The 15911-nt window shown below is 72.0% G+C and carries 17 protein-coding genes; 10 read left to right on the forward strand and 7 right to left on the reverse strand.

The features are described from left to right. Nucleotides 1-2 precede the first annotated feature (2 nt). Nucleotides 3-371: a twin-arginine translocase TatA/TatE family subunit gene (locus P0Y31_RS13735; protein WP_275870288.1), complete on the forward strand. Its 369-nt coding sequence runs from the start codon at nt 3-5 to the stop codon at nt 369-371. 84 nt (nt 372-455) lie between these two features. Here the strand turns inward: P0Y31_RS13735 and P0Y31_RS13740 are convergent, their stop codons facing one another. The 4 genes from P0Y31_RS13740 to P0Y31_RS13755 are packed head-to-tail and all read right to left on the reverse strand — an operon-like array spanning nt 456 to nt 4025. Then, nucleotides 456-1601: an Mrp/NBP35 family ATP-binding protein gene (locus tag P0Y31_RS13740; RefSeq protein ID WP_275870291.1), complete on the reverse strand. Its 1146-nt coding sequence runs from the start codon at nt 1599-1601 to the stop codon at nt 456-458. Between the two features lie 10 nt (nt 1602-1611). Beyond that, nucleotides 1612-2181 (reverse strand): DUF1003 domain-containing protein, encoded by a 570-nt coding sequence (locus P0Y31_RS13745; RefSeq protein ID WP_275870293.1) that lies wholly within the window; start codon nt 2179-2181, stop codon nt 1612-1614. Next, complete coding sequence (locus P0Y31_RS13750) at nt 2174-3448, reverse strand: CBS domain-containing protein (RefSeq protein ID WP_275804642.1); 1275 nt, start codon at nt 3446-3448, stop codon at nt 2174-2176. The genes P0Y31_RS13745 and P0Y31_RS13750 overlap by 8 nt, the downstream gene beginning before the upstream one ends. Before the next feature lie 10 nt (nt 3449-3458). Further along, nucleotides 3459-4025 (reverse strand): hypothetical protein, encoded by a 567-nt coding sequence (locus P0Y31_RS13755; RefSeq protein WP_275870296.1) that lies wholly within the window; start codon nt 4023-4025, stop codon nt 3459-3461. 52 nt (nt 4026-4077) lie between these two features. On the opposite strand from P0Y31_RS13755, the gene P0Y31_RS13760 reads away from it, so the two are divergent. The 3 genes from P0Y31_RS13760 to P0Y31_RS13770 all read left to right on the forward strand — a co-directional run bounded on the left by P0Y31_RS13760 (nt 4078) and on the right by P0Y31_RS13770 (nt 7242). Beyond that, nucleotides 4078-5181 (forward strand): CoA ester lyase, encoded by a 1104-nt coding sequence (locus tag P0Y31_RS13760; protein WP_275870299.1) that lies wholly within the window; start codon nt 4078-4080, stop codon nt 5179-5181. After that, on the forward strand, nt 5178-6068 hold the full coding sequence (locus tag P0Y31_RS13765) for a CoA ester lyase (protein WP_275870301.1): 891 nt from the start codon (nt 5178-5180) through the stop codon (nt 6066-6068). Before P0Y31_RS13760 ends, P0Y31_RS13765 begins: the two co-directional genes overlap by 4 nt. A gap of 253 nt (nt 6069-6321) precedes the next feature. Further along, the gene (locus P0Y31_RS13770) at nt 6322-7242 is read left to right on the forward strand and encodes a L,D-transpeptidase family protein (RefSeq protein WP_275870303.1); all 921 of its coding nucleotides are present in this window, start codon (nt 6322-6324) and stop codon (nt 7240-7242) included. A 7-nt stretch (nt 7243-7249) separates the two neighbouring features. Here P0Y31_RS13770 and P0Y31_RS13775 read toward each other — a convergent pair whose 3' ends face one another. Together P0Y31_RS13775 and P0Y31_RS13780 are read right to left on the reverse strand one after the other, a co-directional pair. After that, on the reverse strand, nt 7250-8041 hold the full coding sequence (locus tag P0Y31_RS13775) for an alpha/beta hydrolase-fold protein (protein ID WP_275870306.1): 792 nt from the start codon (nt 8039-8041) through the stop codon (nt 7250-7252). A gap of 44 nt (nt 8042-8085) precedes the next feature. Further along, nucleotides 8086-8925, reverse strand: a complete 840-nt coding sequence (locus P0Y31_RS13780) for an RIO1 family regulatory kinase/ATPase (RefSeq protein ID WP_275870308.1) — start codon at nt 8923-8925, stop codon at nt 8086-8088. A 251-nt stretch (nt 8926-9176) separates the two neighbouring features. On the opposite strand from P0Y31_RS13780, the gene P0Y31_RS13785 reads away from it, so the two are divergent. The 4 genes from P0Y31_RS13785 to P0Y31_RS13800 all read left to right on the forward strand — a co-directional run bounded on the left by P0Y31_RS13785 (nt 9177) and on the right by P0Y31_RS13800 (nt 12895). Beyond that, nucleotides 9177-10070 (forward strand): trypsin-like serine protease, encoded by an 894-nt coding sequence (locus tag P0Y31_RS13785; protein ID WP_275870310.1) that lies wholly within the window; start codon nt 9177-9179, stop codon nt 10068-10070. Between the two features lie 124 nt (nt 10071-10194). Beyond that, nucleotides 10195-11397, forward strand: a complete 1203-nt coding sequence (locus P0Y31_RS13790; RefSeq protein WP_275870313.1) for an acyl-CoA dehydrogenase family protein — start codon at nt 10195-10197, stop codon at nt 11395-11397. 72 nt (nt 11398-11469) lie between these two features. After that, nucleotides 11470-12114 (forward strand): general stress protein, encoded by a 645-nt coding sequence (locus P0Y31_RS13795; protein WP_275804624.1) that lies wholly within the window; start codon nt 11470-11472, stop codon nt 12112-12114. Nucleotides 12115-12160: 46 nt separating this feature from the next. Further along, nucleotides 12161-12895 (forward strand): PIG-L deacetylase family protein, encoded by a 735-nt coding sequence (locus tag P0Y31_RS13800; protein ID WP_275870316.1) that lies wholly within the window; start codon nt 12161-12163, stop codon nt 12893-12895. Between the two features lie 3 nt (nt 12896-12898). Here P0Y31_RS13800 and P0Y31_RS13805 read toward each other — a convergent pair whose 3' ends face one another. Continuing rightward, entirely contained in the window at nt 12899-14401 is a 1503-nt protein-coding gene (locus P0Y31_RS13805) for an aminopeptidase P family protein (protein WP_275870318.1), read from the reverse strand. Nucleotides 14402-14608: 207 nt separating this feature from the next. Here P0Y31_RS13805 and P0Y31_RS13810 point away from each other — a divergent pair, with 207 nt between their 5' ends. Next, nucleotides 14609-15085, forward strand: coding sequence for a MarR family transcriptional regulator (locus P0Y31_RS13810; protein WP_275870320.1), 477 nt, complete (start codon nt 14609-14611; stop codon nt 15083-15085). Between the two features lie 144 nt (nt 15086-15229). Further along, nucleotides 15230-15772 (forward strand): MaoC family dehydratase, encoded by a 543-nt coding sequence (locus tag P0Y31_RS13815; RefSeq protein ID WP_275870322.1) that lies wholly within the window; start codon nt 15230-15232, stop codon nt 15770-15772. Nucleotides 15773-15911 lie beyond the last annotated feature (139 nt).

Raw genomic sequence — 15911 nt, forward strand, 5'->3', positions numbered from 1 at the left:
GCGTGAACATCACCGGATGGGAGTTCATCCTCCTCATCGTGCTCGCCGTGCTCATCCTCGGGCCCGAGCGGCTGCCGGAGTATGCCGCCAAGCTGGGCCGGCTGGTGCGCCAGGCCAAGTCCATGGCCGAGTCGGCGAAGGGGCAGCTGCGCGAGCAGATGGGGCCGGAGTTCGACGACATCGACTGGCGCCAGTACGACCCGCGCCAGTACGACCCTCGGCGCATCGTGCGCGAGGCGCTGCTCGACGACACCCCGTTCGACGCCAAGGCGGCCTCCGCCGACGGCCCCGGCGCCAACGGCGGCCGGGCCAACGGCAGCAGGGCCTACGACCCGACGCGCCCGACCCCGTACGACCTCGACGCCACCTGAGCCCCGACTTCGTCTGCGTCGGGAGCGGTTCCACGGCCCGTGTGGGTCATGAGCCGCTCCCGCGGCATACAGAGTCGTATGCCGTCAGCGGCCGGTGGGGGTCAGGCCGAGTGAGCGGCCGGCGAGGCCGCGTGCCCGGGAGCCCAGGCCGCGCGCGATCGCGCGCAGCACGACCGCGGCCGGGCTGTCCGGGTCGCGCAGCACGACGGGCGTGCCCTGGTCGGCGCCCTCGCGCAGGTTGGTGTCGAGCGGCACCTGGCCGAGCAGCGGCACCTCGGCGCCGACGGACCGGCTGAGCGACTCCGCGACCGCCCGGCCGCCGCCGGAGCCGAAGATCTCCTGGCGGGAGCCGTCGGGCAGCTCGAGCCAGCTCATGTTCTCGATGACCCCGACGATGCGCTGGTGCGTCTGGAGGGCGATCGAACCGGCCCGCTCCGCCACCTCGGCGGCTGCCTGCTGCGGGGTCGTCACGACGAGGATCTCGGCGCCGGGGATGAGCTGGGCCACCGAGATCGCGATGTCGCCGGTGCCGGGCGGCAGGTCGAGCAGGAGCACGTCGAGGTCGCCCCAGAAGACGTCGCCGAGGAACTGCTGGAGGGCCCGGTGCAGCATCGGGCCGCGCCAGACGACCGGCTGGTTGCCGGGCACGAACATGCCGATCGAGATGACCTTCACGTCGTGGCTGACGGGGGGAAGGATCATGTCGTCGACCTGGGTGGGCCGGTGCTCGACGCCGAGCATGCGGGGCACGGAGAAGCCGTAGACGTCGGCGTCGACGACGCCGACGCGCAGCCCGCTCTCGGCGAGGGCCGCGGCGAGGTTGACCGTGACCGACGACTTGCCGACGCCACCCTTGCCGGACGCCACGGCATACACGCGGGTGAGGCTGTTGGGCTTCGCGAAGGGGATCTCGCGCTCGGGGGCACCGCCGCGCAGCTGCTGGCGCAGGGCGGTGCGCTGCTCGTCGCTCATGACGCCCAGGGTGACCTTGACGCCGTTGACGCCGGGCACCTTGGCCAGCGCCGCGGTGGTGTCCTTGGTGAGGGTGTCCTTCATGGGGCACCCCGACACGGTGAGCAGGATCGTCACCGCCACGTGCCCGGCCTCGTCGACCGAGACGCTCTCGACCATGCCGAGCTCGGTCACGGGCTTGCGGATCTCGGGGTCGATGACCGTCGAGAGGGCCGCGTACAGGGCGTCGTCGGTCACGGGGGCAGCAGGGGCGGACATGCCCCCCATGCTAGGTCGCGGGCCGGTCAGGCGCGGAACCGGTGGCCCCCGGCCCGCTGTCGGGCTCGTCACGCCGGCGCACCTCGAGGCCGCGCTCCTCGAAGTCCTCGAGCAGGCCGCGGAGCTCGGAGCGCACGAAGTCGCGCGTCGCCGTGTCGCTCAGGGCCAGGCGCAGCGCGGCGACCTCGCGGGTGAGGAACTCGGTGTCGGCGAGGTTCCGCTCGTCGCGGGCGCGGTCCTGCTCCAGCGCCACGCGGTCACGGTCGGCCTGCCGGTTCTGCGCGAGCAGGATCAGCGGCGCGGCGTACGAGGCCTGCAGGCTCAGCATCAGCGTGAGGAAGATGAAGGCGTAGGGGTCCCAGCGCAGGTCGGGCGGGCCCACGGCGTTCCAGGTGATCCAGAGGGCGACGAACGCCGTCATGTAGATCAGGAAGCGGGGCGTGCCCATGAAGCGCGCGAAGCGCTCGCTCCACACGCCGAAGGTCTCCTGCGAGACCGTGGGCCGCGGCAGGAGCGCCCGCCGCACCTCGCGCGGCTGGTCGAGGCGTGTCGGGGCGGTGCGGCTCGGGCGCTCAGTCACGGGTCACCTCGTGCCGCTCCTCACGCCAGTCGTCGGGAAGGATGTGGTCGAGCACGTCGTCGACCGTGACGGCGCCGACGAGGCGTCCCTCGTCGTCGACGATGGGCACACCGGTGAGGTTGTAGGTGGCCAGCACCCGGGTCACCTGGCCGAGCGGGGAGTGCGGGCGCAGCGGCTCGAGCTCCTTGTCGAGGATGCCGCCGATCGGGTTGTGCGGCGGCTCCCGCAGGAGTCGCTGGATGTGCACGATGCCGAGGAACTTGCCGGTGGGCGTCTCCAGCGGCGGCCGGCACACGAAGACGGTCGAGGCCAGGGCGGGGGAGAGCTCGACCTTGCGGACCACCGCCAGCGCGTGGGCGATCGTCGCGTCGGGGGCGAGGATCACCGGCTCGGTGGTCATCATGCCGCCGGCGGTGTTCTCGTCGTAGGTCAGCAGCCGGCGCAGCGGTGCCGCCTCGTCGGGCTCCATGTGGCCGAGCAGCTCCTCGCGCTGCTCGGGGGTGAGCTCCTTGAGCAGGTCGGTGGCGTCGTCGGGCTCCATCGCCTCGAGCACGTCGGCGGCGCGCTCGCGCTCCAGCGTCGCGAGGATCTGCACCTGGTCGTCCTCGGGCAGCTCCTCGAGCACGTCGGCGAGCCGCTCGTCGTCGAGGGCGGCGGCCACCTCGGCACGGCGCTTGGGCGCCAGGTCGTGGATCACCTCGGCCAGGTCGGCGGGCTTGAGGTCGTCGTAGTTCTCGAGCAGCCGGGCGGCGCTCTGCGCCGGGGTCGAGCGGTGGATGCCGGTGACGTCCTCGACGGGGACCAGCACCGTGGCGCCGCGGCGGCGCCGGAACGGTCCGAGGTGGCCGCGGGCCGGTCCCTGGCGGACGAAGACCTTCGAGACCGCCCAGTCGCGGGTGCGCTCGCGCTCGATGGCGATGTCCTCGACCGTCGCGGTGTAGTCGCCCTCGGGGTCGCGCACCGTCACCTGCCGGTCGAGCAGCTCGGCCATCACGAGCACCTCGTTGGCGCGCTGCTCGAACCGCCGCATGTTGACCAGTCCCGTGGTGATGACCTGGCCGCCGTCGACGGAGGTCACCCGCGTCATCGGGACGAACACGCGGCGCCGGCCGGGCACCTCGACCACGAGGCCGATGACCCGGGGCCGCCGCCGCGAGGCGCCGAAGGTGACGACGACGTCGCGCACGCGGCCCACCTGGTCGCCGAGCGGGTCGAACACGCTCAGGCTGGTCAGGCGGCCGACGAAGACGCGCGACGGGGTGCTCACGCGAGCAAGGCTATCCGGCGCCGCCGCGGTCGTCGGGGAAGCGCGTGCCGCGGCGCCGCTGTGGGCGGCCGCCGAGGTGCCAGGGCCGCCAGCCGGTGGTGGTGGCCTCGCTCGGTGGCACCGGGGCCGCGCCGGAGGTGTCGCCGTAGTGGCCGGGCGCCTCGAGCGGGGTGCCGTAGGGCCGCAGCGCCCGGACGGTGCACGAGGTCGCCCAGCGGGCGACCACGTCGTCGGTGGCGTTGAGGCGGCTGGCCTTGAGCGCGTCGGTCGCGGTCGGCCACTGCGGGTCGTCGGGGGTGAGGGTGCGGGCCGTCGCGTGCACGGTGAGCAGCCGGCCGCCGGTGTCCTTGCTGCGCAGGATGAGCGCCACCTCGTCGGGCAGCCAGGGCAGGGTCTGCTCGCCCGGCCCCGAGACCACGAACACGGTGTCGTCGGCCCAGGCGTGCCACGCCGGCCAGGCCCGGTCGCCCGGCACGTCGATCCACAACAGGCCCGACTTGCCGGCCGCCTCGGCGAACAGCGCGGTGACGTTGACGTGCGGCTGCTCGGTGGTGGTCACCTCGACGGGCTCGGTCACACCGTGAACTGTGTCATAACCGCCGTGCTGGCGTCTGCGCTAGCGTCCGCGCATGCGCAGCGCCAAGGACTTCTTCAAGCCCCTTGCCGTGGGGGCCCCACGACCGGTGACCGAGGTGCCCGCCCGGCCCTCGCGGGTCATCCACTTCTTCGACCCGAGCAACGAGAAGATGGCGGCCAAGGTCCCCGCCATGGTGGGCACCGTCGACGTGCTGCTCGGCAACCTCGAGGACGCCGTCAAGGCCGACAGGAAGGTCGCCGCGCGCGAGGGCCTGGTGAGGATCGCCAAGGCCACGGACTTCGGCGAGAACACCCAGCTGTGGACCCGCGTCAACGCGCTCGACAGCCCGTGGGTGCTCGACGACCTCGTCACGCTGGTCACCGAGATCGGCGACAAGCTCGACGTCATCATGGTGCCGAAGGTCGAGGGGCCCGAGGACATCCACTACGTCGACCGGCTGCTCGCCCAGCTCGAGGCGCGCGCCGGGCTGGAGCGCCCGATCCTCGTGCACGCCATCCTCGAGACGGCCCGGGGCATGGCCAACGTCGAGGAGATCTGTGGCGCGAGCCCGCGGATGCAGGGCCTGTCGCTCGGCCCGGCAGACCTGGCGGCCGACCGGCGGATGAAGACCACCCGCGTCGGCGGCGGCCACCCGGGCTACCTCGTGCGCCAGGACCCGGTGGGTGGCGACGTCCAGGGCCAGCGCGCGACCTACCAGCAGGACCTGTGGCACTACACGATCGCGCGGATGGTCGACGCCTGCGCGATGCACGGGATCCTCCCGTACTACGGCCCGTTCGGGGACATCAAGGACGTCGTCGCCTGCGAGGACCAGTTCCGCAACGCCTTCCTCCTCGGCTGCGTGGGCACGTGGTCGCTGCACCCGGTGCAGATCGAGATCGCCAAGCGCGTCTTCAGCCCCTCGGCCGAGGACGTCGCGCACGCCCGGCGCGTCGTCGCCGCCATGGGCGACGGCACCGGTGCCGTCATGCTCGACGGCAAGATGGAGGACGACGCCAGCCTCAAGCAGTGCCTGGTGATCGTCGAGCTAGCCGAGCGCCTCTCGCGCACCGACCCCGAGCTCGCCGAGCTGTATGCCGCCGTGCCCGACGGCGGTGCCGATGCCGGCACCGGCGCGGAGGGGAGCGCGACGTGAGCGGCGAGCACACGGCATACCGGCCGCGTCGTTCGGTCCTCTACATGCCCAGCTCCAACGAGCGGGCGCTGGAGAAGGCGAAGACCCTCATGGTCGACGCGCTCATCTTCGACCTCGAGGACGCCGTCGCCCCCGACGCGAAGGAGCAGGCTCGCGAGAACGCCTGTGCCGCAGCACGATCAGGGGAGTACGGCCGTCGCGAGGTCACCATCCGCGTCAACGGGATCGGCACCCAGTGGCACGACGCCGACCTCGCCGCAGCGTGCGCCGCGGGCCCGGACGGCATCGTGGTGCCGAAGGTGGGCTCGGGCGACGAGGTGCGCCAGCTCGTCGGTGCGATGGAGGCGGCTGGTGCGCCGGAGCACACGAAGCTCTGGGCCATGGTCGAGACGCCGCAGGCGATGCTGCACTGCGAGGAGATCGCCGGTGCGTCCGAACGGCTCGCCGTGCTCGTCATGGGCACCAACGACCTCGCCAAGGAGCTGCACGCCGAGCACGTGCCCGGCCGGCAGCCGCTGCTGACCGGTCTGGGGCTCTGCCTCTTGGCGGCCCGTGCCACCGGGACGGTGATCCTCGACGGCGTCTACAACAACGTCAAGGACGCCGAAGGGTTCGAGGCAGAGTGCCTCCAGGGGCGGCAGATGGGCTTCGACGGCAAGACGCTGATCCACCCGGGACAGGTCGAGGCGTGCAACGCCGCCTTCGCGCCGAGCGCTGAGCAGGTCGAGGAGGCCCGCGGCATCCTTCAGGCGTGGGAGGACGGCGCGGGCTCGGGCGTGGTGACCTTCGGCGGTCGCATGGTCGAGAGCCTGCACGTCGACACCGCGCGGCGGGTGCTCGAGACTCACGAGGCGATCCGTGCGCTGGAGGCCGAGGCCGACCGCTGACCCGCCGGTGATGCCCTTCCGCAAGACCCGGTCCCTGCGACGCAACCTTGGAGTGCCGCCGCGCGTCTGAGTGGGTGCGGCCGCCCTTCACGAGGAGGGCGGCCGCACCAGCCACGCAGTTGCCAAGGTCTCGATCTGTTCACGAATCGGGTAACCGGCGTGTGGCACGAGCCACAACGGGCGGGGTTCCCCGAGGATGGGTGCCCGGTTCAGACGACAGGCGTCGCGCACGGCGTCGGAACGGGGGACATCGATGGGGCGACACCCAGGGGACGTGGCGGGGGCGGCGGCACGGGCGGCCGCGGTGCTCGCGGCGGCGGCCCTCGGCCTGACCGGCTGCGGCATGGTCACGGTCGAGGGCGCTGAGACCGCGGCACCCTCGACCGTGACCTCGCGCGCGGTCGCGTCGCCGTCGTCCACCACAGCCGCCCCGTCGAGCCCGGAACCGGTGACGGAACCGACGACGACCCCAGCGCCCACGGAGACGCCCTCGCCGACCACGAGCGCCCCGGTGCCGAAGCCCTCGACCACCAAGCCGGCGCCCAGGCCGACCCCCACCGTGAAGCCGACGCCCAAGGAGGGCGACACCCTGCATCCCGGTGACTCCGGTGCCTACGTGCTGTCGGTGCAGCAGCGGCTGTCGTCGCTCGGCTACTGGCTCGGCACACCGGACGGCACCTACGGCTACCTGACCTCGCAGGCGGTGATGGCGCTGCAGAAGTCCGCCGGCCTCGGGCGTGACGGGGTTTTCGGCCCCGCCACCCGCCGGGCCCTGCAGGCGGGGGTGCGGCCGCAGTCGCGCATCGGGGGCACGGGCCTGGAGATCGACCTGCAGCGCCAGGTGCTCCTCGTCGTGCGCGGCGGGGCGGTCACGACGATCCTCAACACCAGCACGGGCAACGGCGAGCCCTTCGAGTACTACGGCCGAACGGCGCGCGCCGTGACCCCTGCCGGCACGTACTCGGTGTTCCGCACCGTCGACGGCAACGACGAGGGCCCGCTCGGCGACCTGTGGCGCCCGCGCTACTTCAACGGCGGGATCGCGGTGCACGGCGCCGCGTCGGTGCCGGCCTACCCCGCCTCGCACGGCTGCGCCCGGGTGAGCAACGCCGCCATGGACATGATCTGGGCCCGGGCCCTGATGCCGGTCGGGAGCCGGGTCGTCGTCTACTGACGCCGGCTCAGCGGCCGCCGTCGAGGCGCGCCGCGACCCAGTCGAGCTGGGCCCTGGCGTGGTCGCGCCAGTAGCCCGTGTCGTGACCCCCGGCGTCGACCGTGAGCCGCGCCGAGGGCAGCCGCTCGGCGAAGGCGCGGTTGGCCTCGACGAACGGGTCGGCGTCGCCGCAGTCGAGCCGGACGGGGAGCTGCGCGAGCACCTCGGTGCGCGAGCGGTCGAAGACGTCGTGGGCCTCGAAGTCGGCCCGGTCGTCGAACGCCCCGGGCGCACTCGCCCCGGGGTCGGTCCAAAGGGCCGCTGACTGCGCCACCACCGCACCGACGGTCCGCGGCCCGAGCACGCTGGCGAGGAGCAGCGAGCCGTAGCCGCCCATCGACCACCCCAGGAAGGCGACGGGCCCGGCATACCCGGTCTGGGCCCGCAGCAGCGGGAGGAGCTCGTCGGTGACCATGCGTCCGGGGTCGGCCCCCGACCGGCGCCGGTGCCAGTAGAGGTCGCCGCCCTCGACGGAGGCGACGGCCAGGCCGGTGCGCGCCACGTGGTCGTGCAGGTGCAGCTCGTCGAAGGCGGTGTCGGCGTTGCCGCCCCGGCCGTGCAGCACCAGCACGACCGGTGGCGGCCGGTCGCCCTCGCGGGGCACGGCGAGCCGCCAGCGCGGCTGGTGCCCGGGCCAGTGGGCCGTCCGCAGGCGGCCGGACCGCCAGGCCACCTCGCCGTCGCCGCACGCGCCGAGCCCACCCGCGAGCGCCGTGCCCAGCGCGCCGGCGAGGACGCTGCGACGGGTGGGGAAGGCCATGACGGCACCCTAGGACGCGCGGGCTCGCCGGCGGACGCCCCGGGTTACCAGCGCGACGTGGCAGCGGCGACGAGGTCGCCGAGCAGCTCGCCCTCCTCGACGTCGAGGCCCCGGCTGCGGAACCACCGGCACATGTTCGCGACGTCGCGCCCGAGGAACTCGAACCCGCGCGGGTTGCCGATGACGTCGACGATCTGCGGCCAGTCGATCAGCACCAGCCGCTCGCCGTCGAGCAGCACGTTGTAGGGCGACAGGTCGCCGTGCGCCCAGCCCCGTTGCGCGAGCAGGGTGAGCGACCCGCGCAGCTGCTCGAACAGCTCGGCCAGCAGGTCCGGCGCGGGCCGGGTCTGGGCGAGGCGGGGCGCGGCCTGCCCGGCGGCGCCGACGAACTGCATCAGCATCTCGCGGTCGCTCAGCTGCACCGGGTAGGGGACCGGCAGGCCGAGCTCCCACAGCGTGCCGAGCGCCTCGAACTCGGCCGAGGCCCACTGCCCCGACAGCAGCTCGCGGCCGAACTCGGTGCGCCGGGCCATGGCCCGCATCTCCCGGCTGCGGCGGACCCGGCGGCCCTCCTGGTAGCCGGCGTCGCGGTGGAACATGCGGTGCTCGCTGGTGCGGTAGCGCTTGGCGGCGAGCAGGGTGTCGTGCGCGGGGCGGTTCGTGCCGTCAGGGATCCACCGGCGGACGACGTGGACGTCGGCCTCCTTGCCGGTCTTGAGGATCCCCAGGTCGGACTCGACGGCGCCGAGCGCGGTGATCACCCAGTCGGGTCGGGGTTTCGGCCCGTGGGTGGCGCCGTCCCAGGTGGACCAGCGCTCGCCCTCCGGCGGGTCGTCGGGGCGGCTGTCAAACGAGAACTTTGCGTTCTCCGAGAATGCGTGCAAGGCAAGACTCCAGGGTGAGAAGGGTGTGGGCACGAAGGCGGCCCAGGACAGTCGTGGACATGTCGCGCCTCCCTTCTTCCGCAGTGGAGTCGGTGCACAGCCGGTATGCCGTGCGGCTTGCTCCCAGCGTGGCAGCCGTCCCGACTGATGCGCCACCGGTTTTCCGGGGGTTCCCTCGGCACGGGATAGGGCGTACCTTGACCCCGGGTTCTCCAGCAGGGGTCTGGGGGAGTGAGTGAGGGGAATCAGCCATGCGCCGTTGTGTTGCCAGTGTCGTCACTGCGCTCGTCACCGGAGGTGCGGCCACCGTGGCCCTCGCCCTGCCGGCTGCAGCGATCAACAGCTACAACGCCCAGCCGGCTCCAGAGCGCACGGAGGTAGGGGCCTTCGTCGCCCTGTGGGACCGCGACGAGGACGGCACTTACGACCGCTTCGACTGGGTGTGCAGCGGGGCCATGGTCGACGACGACACCTTCCTCACGGCCGCGCACTGCACTGACGACTGGCCCGCAGGCACGCGCTTCTTCGTCTCCCTCGAGGAGGACGTCCAGAGCAAGCTCGACGCAGCTGTCGAGGACGGGCTGACTCCGGCCGAGCAGGCGGAGCTGTTCCTCGACGAGGGCTGGATCGTCGAGGGCGACCCGCACCAGGACCCGGCCTACCCCGGCAACTCCGCCGACAGCCATGACATCGGCGTCCTCGACTTCGCCGACCGCGACGTCACGCCGCAGGACGTCTGGAACTTCGAGCCGGCGACCCTGCCCGAGGCCGGGCAGCTCGACAGCCTCGGCTCCCGGGCTCTCGACGCGGCGCAGTGGTGGGCAGTCGGATACGGCACCGAAGAGGCCCTGCGCGGGCCGGGCGGCCACCAGCACCTCGGGGGCGGTGTGCGGATGAAGGCGATGGAGGACTTCAGCGCCCTCAACAAGACGTGGGTGCGCCTGTCCATGAACGAGTCCCGTGACCTCGGCGGGGCGTGCTACGGCGACTCCGGCGGGCCGAACTTCGTCGTGCTCGACGGCGAGTGGGTGCTGGCGGCCACGACGATCACCGGGGACGTCCCCTGCTACGCCACCAACGTGGCGTACCGCATGGACACCGAGAGCGCCCGGGACTTCCTCGAGCCGTTCGTCGACCTTCCCTGACGGCCTGACCCGATAAAGGTTCGGAGGGGTGGTGGGACTCACACGGAGTTCCACTGTCCCCTCTGGTGAGCACTCGGCATACTCGCGGCAGGTCCTATCCCGCGACGCAAGGTGGCGAAAGCGCATGTCCCGACTCCAGCAGACCGATGGCCTGACCGAGGAGCAGAACGAGCTCGTCAAGCTCGTGCGCGAGTTCGTCGACGAGCAGATCATCCCCGTCGCCACCGAGCTGGAGCACAAGGACGAGTACCCCACGCAGATCGTCGAGGGCATGAAGGAGATGGGGATCTTCGGCCTGATGATCCCCGAGGAGTACGGCGGCCTGGGCGAGTCGCTGCTGACCTACGCGCTCTGCGTCGAGGAGATCGCGCGCGGCTGGATGTCGGTCAGCGGCATCATCAACACCCACTTCATCGTCGCCCACATGATCCTCCAGCACGGCACCGAGGAGCAGAAGCAGCACTACCTGCCGAAGATGGCGACCGGCGAGATCCGCGGAGCCTTCTCGATGTCCGAGCCGGGCTGCGGTTCCGACGTCGCGGCGATCAAGACCAAGGCCGTGCGCGACGGCGACTCCGACGACTGGACCATCAACGGCCAGAAGATGTGGCTGACCAACGGCGGCTCGGCGAATCTCGTTGCGGTGCTGGTGAAGACGGACACCGGCGCCGACTCGGTCTACAAGAACATGACGACCTTCCTCATCGACAAGACCGAGGGGTTCGGCGAGACCGCCCAGGGCGTCACGGTGCCGGGCAAGATCGAGAAGATGGGCTACAAGGGCGTCGACACGACGGAGCTCGTGTTCGAGGGGCACCGGACCACGTCGGCCCAGATCCTCGGCGGGGAGCCGGGCAAGGGCTTCTACCAGATGATGGACGGCGTCGAGGTGGGCCGCGTCAACGTCGCCGCCCGCGGCTGCGGCGTCGCCCGCCGCGCCTTCGAGCTCGGCGTGTCCTACGCGCAGCAGCGCGAGACGTTCGGCAAGAAGATCGCCGAGCACCAGGCCGTGCTGTTCCGCCTGGCCGACATGGCGGTCAAGGTCGAGGCGGCCCACGAGATGATGGTCAAGGCGGCCCGCAAGAAGGACTCGGGGGAGCGCAACGACCTCGAGGCCGGCATGGCGAAGTACCTTGCGTCCGAGTACTGCTCGCAGGTCGTCGAGGACTCCTTCCGGATCCACGGCGGCTATGGCTACTCCAAGGAGTACGAGATCGAGCGGCTCTACCGTGAAGCGCCGATGCTGCTGATCGGGGAGGGCACGGCCGACATCCAGCGCATGATCATCGGGCGGCGCCTGCTCGAGGACTACCGGCTCAAGGGCTGAGAGCCGGCGCCCCGAGCCCGCAGTGTGCGCCACCTGCAGGAAACGTCCAGCCTGCTTTGACAGACTGTGGGCATGAGCACCCAGTCGAACGCGTTGTCACGGTCCCGCGCCAGCCTGACGCTGGAGTACCCGATGAGCGTCGGTCGGTACGAGAAGTACGAGGAGGCGCAGAAGGCCGTCGACTACCTCTCCGACCACGACTTCCCGGTGCAGAACGTGCTGATCGTCGGCACGGACCTCAAGCAGCTCGAGCGGGTCACCGGCCGGCTCACCCGCGGCCGGGTCGCCGCCGGTGGCATCCTGTCGGGCATGTGGCTCGGCCTGTTCGTCGGGCTGATCTTCGCGCTGTTCGACCCCCAGGCCTCGGGAACCGGCAGCATCCTGCTGACGGTGCTGTTCGGCGCCGGCTTCGGCCTGATGTGGGCCGTCCTCGGCTACCAGTTCACCGGTGGGCACCGGGACTTCACCTCGGTCACCCAGGTGGTGGCTACCCAGTACGAGGTGCTCGTCGAGCACCGGCACGTGCAGCGCGCCCGCGAGCTGCTCGCCCAGATGGACCCGATGGCCGCGGCCCAGGCCGAGGTCCGGGCGGCCCGGGAGGCCGAGGCCGCGGCTGCTGCTGCCGCGCAGAGGGCCCAGACGACCGCTCCGTCCGCGTCACCGACCGGCGAGGTGCCCCAGCCGCCCCAGCAGCCCCAGCCCCCGGCCGGCAGCTGAGCCGAACCGACCCCGGCAGGCGAGCCCGCGGCATACCGTTGGGCGCATGACGGAGCGCCCGCAGCTGGCCGAGTTCGGTGACGACTTCTCGCGCGTCCTGTGCGTCGTGGCGCACCCGGACGACATCGAGTACGGCACGGCCGCAGCGGTGGACCGCTGGACGAAGGCCGGCAAGGTCGTCACCTACTTCCTGCTCACGCGCGGCGAGGCCGGGATCGACACCATGCAGCCGGCGAAGTCCGGTCCGCTGCGGGAGCAGGAGGAACGCGACGGCGCCGCGCTGGTGGGCGTGACCGAGGTCGACTTCGGTGACTACCGTGACGGGCACATCGAGTACGGCCTGGACCTGCGCCGCGACATCGCCCGGGAGATCCGGCGCCGCCGGCCCGAGGTCGTCATCACCGGCGACTACCACGACCGGTTCTTCGGCGGCATGCCCAACCAGGCCGACCACCGGGCGGTCGGGCTGGCGACGCTCGACGCCTGTGCCGATGCCGGCAACCGGTGGATCTTCCCCGAGCTCGCCGCGGAGGGGTTCGAGCCGTGGGGCGGGGTGGCCCTGGTCGGTTTCGGGGGCTCACCCCAGCCGTCGCACTACGTCGACGTGACGGGCCACTTCGAGGCGGCCGTGTCCTCGCTCGAGGCGCACCGCGAGTACAACGCGGCCCTGGGGCCGGACTTCCCGCCGCCCCGCGACCTCATCCAGATGATCCTGGGCAGAGGCGGCGAGGCGTCCGGGGTCGAGCACGCGCTGCTGCTCGACGTCGTCCAGCGCCGCTGAGGCTCAGCGCTCCCAGATGCGGGCGATCCAGGCCTCGACCTCGGTGGAGGTGCGGGGCATGGCTGCGGAGAGGTTCTCGCACCCGTCCTCGGTGACGAGCACGTCGTCCTCGATGCGCACGCCGATGCCGCGGAACCGCTCGGGGGCCTTGAGGTCGTCGGCCTTGAAGTAGAGCCCGGGCTCCACGGTGAGCACCATCCCGGGCTCCAGCTCGGCGTCCATGTACTGCTCGCGGGTGGCGAGGGCGCAGTCGTGCACGTCGATGCCGAGGTGGTGCGAGGTGCCGTGCACCATCCAGCGCCGGTGGTACTGGCCGTGCTCCTTGTCGAGGGTGCCCTCGACGTCGACGCCCTCGGGCAGCAGGCCCCACTTCTCGAGGTGCTCGGCGATGACCCGGATGGCGGCGGCGTGCACGTCGGAGAACTTGTTGCCCGGCTTGACCGCTGCCAGGCCGGCCTCCTGCGCGGCGTAGACGGCGTCGTAGATCTCGCGCTGGGCGGCGGTGAAGGTGCCGCTGACGGGCAGCGTGCGGGTGATGTCGGCGGTGAAGAGCGAGTCGACCTCGACCCCGGCGTCGAGCAGGATGAGGTCCCCCTCCTTGAGGTCACCGGTGTTCTTGATCCAGTGCAGCGTCGTCGCGTGGTCGCCGGCGGCGCAGATGGAGTCGTAGCCGATGCCGTTGCCCTGGTGGCGGGCGTGCAGCCCGAAGACACCCTCGACCCAGCGCTCGCCGCGGCCCTTCGCGACCGCTTCGGGCAGGTCGGCGATGACGGCCTCGAATCCGACGTGGGTGGCGGCGACGGCCTTGCGCATCTCGCCGACCTCCCACTCGTCCTTGAGCAGGCGGAGGGTGGAGAGGAACGCCGCGAGCTCGTCGTCGGCCTCCTCCAGCGTGGACGCGTCGGCGCCCTCGGTGGTGCGGGCGGCGTCGAGCTGGCGGGCCAGGTCGCGGTCGGCGTCACGCACCAGGCGCACGGTGACCTCGCCGGCGTCCTTCGCCGCGGCGTCGGCGAACTCGTCGATGTGGCGGGCGGTCAGGCCCAGCTCGGTCTCGATGTCCTCGATGGTGGGACGCGCGCCGACCCAGAACTCGCCGTAGCGGGTGTCGGCGAAGAACTCGTCGGTGTCGCGGCCGGCCAGCGGGCGGAAGTAGAGGATCGCCTCGTGGCCGCCACCGTGCTCGGCGTCCCGCGGCTCCAGGACGAGCACGGCGTCCGGCTCGCGGTCACCGCCGAGGCCGGTGAGGTGCGCGAAGGCGCTGTGCGGGCGGAACACGTAGTCGGTGTCGTTGCTGCGCACCTTCAGGCCGCCGGCGGGCACGACGAGCCGCTCGCCCGGGAAGGCCTCGCTGACGCGGGCCCGGCGCGCGGCGGCATACGGGGCGGCCTCGGACGGCGCGGTGGCGCCGGGACGCCGCGGTGCCCAGTCCTCGGCCACGAAGGCGCGGAACTCGTCGGTGGTGGGACGCGCCCGGTTGTCGGCCTGCTTCTGCTCTTCGCTGGTCACCGGTCCATCGTCGCATGAGCCGCGCGGCTGCCGGGGCCGTGGTGTGCTGCGCGGGAATGCGAACCTGAGGTTCCCTTTCTGTGAACCTCGGGTTCGTTTCCCCCGCAGAGGTATGCCGCCCGCTCGCCGCTCGGGTTGCCCGTCGCGAGCCCAGCCGGCTGTGGAAAGCCCGACGGACGGGACCGCGCCCCTGGGCAGACTGGCGGTGTGGCGCGCTTCGTGGGTGAGCGGGGGACACCTGCCGAGCTGGAGGCGCTGCCACACCTCCTGCGCCGCGCGACGGCCTCCATGGATCGCCTCTTGCTGCAGACGCTCGAGGGGCGTGGCTTCGCCGACGTCGGCGCCACCGGGCTGCACGTCCTGCTGCTGGTGCGGAGCCCCCGGCCCGTCAGCCTGCTCGCTGAGTCGCTGCGCATGACGCCTCAGGCCATGGGGCGGGTGGTGAAGCGGATGGAGGCCCGAGAGCTGGTGGTGCGCTACGAGCACCCCTACGACGCCAGGTCGCTCATGGTGGAGCTGACCGACGACGGAGCAGACCTCGCGAGCATCGTGCGCGAGGCGCTGCAGGACGCGCTCCACGTGGTCTCCGACGACCTCGAGGGCGAGCGCCTCGGGCAGCTCGTGGACGACCTCGCCGTGGTCGCGGAGGTGGGGGAGGACCCGCACCCGTGGCAGCGGTGGTGACCTGTGCCCTGTCTCGGCGGGCGGGGAGTGTGAGGGAGGGCACGGCCGCAGCGGGTGCCGGACGGCGCCGCCAGTCGGCAGGATGGGCCGCAACCAGCCGCACCAGCACCACCGCACAGGCACACGCCGCACAAGGGAGTCGGAATGCAGTTCGGGCGCACGTACGAGGAGTTCGAGGTCGGTGCGGTGTACAAGCACTGGCCCGGGAAGACGGTCACCGAGTACGACGACCACCTCTTCTGCCTCATCACCATGAACCACCACCCGCTGCACCTGGACTCGCACTACGCGGAGGAGACCACGCAGTTCGGCAGGAACGTGGTGGTCGGCAACTACGTCTACTCGCTGCTGCTCGGCATGAGCGTGCCCGACGTCTCCGGCAAGGCCATCGCCAACCTCGAGGTCGAGTCGCTGCGCCACGTGGCCCCGACCTTCCACGGCGACACCATCTACGGCGAGACGACCGTGCTCGACAAGTGGGAGTCGACGAGCAAGGACGACCGCGGCGTGGTGCACGTCGAGACCATCGGCTACAACCAGGACGGCAAGGTCGTCTGCATCTTCCGCCGCAAGGTCATGGTGCCCAAGCAGAGCTACCTCGACGCCCGCGGCGGCGAGCAGCCCGGACGCCCGACCCCCCAGCAGGACAAGAACTGGCCGGGGCAGCAGGCCGAGCCCTCCGCCTAGCCCCTGCTGACCTCCCGGGACTGCTTGGCCCCGCGAACGTGGCGAACGCGGCGTCGCGCTCGGCCTTGCCCTGCCTGCCCATGGTGCCCCCGCTCGTCGTTGGTCCGTTCACCCTGCACTACGACGGAGGGGCCACAGA

This window comes from Knoellia sp. 3-2P3, assembly GCF_029223115.1.
Taxonomy (GTDB): Bacteria; Actinomycetota; Actinomycetes; order Actinomycetales; family Dermatophilaceae; genus Pedococcus_A.

Coding starts and splice junctions, on each gene's coding strand:
- P0Y31_RS13790 (WP_275870313.1), top strand. CDS start 10,195: ATGTCCCGACTCCAGCAGACCGATGGCCTGACCGAGGAGCAGAACGAG.
- P0Y31_RS13775 (WP_275870306.1), bottom strand. CDS start 8,041: ATGGCCTTCCCCACCCGTCGCAGCGTCCTCGCCGGCGCGCTGGGCACG.
- P0Y31_RS13815 (WP_275870322.1), top strand. CDS start 15,230: ATGCAGTTCGGGCGCACGTACGAGGAGTTCGAGGTCGGTGCGGTGTAC.
- P0Y31_RS13785 (WP_275870310.1), top strand. CDS start 9,177: ATGCGCCGTTGTGTTGCCAGTGTCGTCACTGCGCTCGTCACCGGAGGT.
- P0Y31_RS13800 (WP_275870316.1), top strand. CDS start 12,161: ATGACGGAGCGCCCGCAGCTGGCCGAGTTCGGTGACGACTTCTCGCGC.
- P0Y31_RS13760 (WP_275870299.1), top strand. CDS start 4,078: ATGCGCAGCGCCAAGGACTTCTTCAAGCCCCTTGCCGTGGGGGCCCCA.
- P0Y31_RS13795 (WP_275804624.1), top strand. CDS start 11,470: ATGAGCACCCAGTCGAACGCGTTGTCACGGTCCCGCGCCAGCCTGACG.
- P0Y31_RS13770 (WP_275870303.1), top strand. CDS start 6,322: ATGGGGCGACACCCAGGGGACGTGGCGGGGGCGGCGGCACGGGCGGCC.
- P0Y31_RS13740 (WP_275870291.1), bottom strand. CDS start 1,601: ATGTCCGCCCCTGCTGCCCCCGTGACCGACGACGCCCTGTACGCGGCC.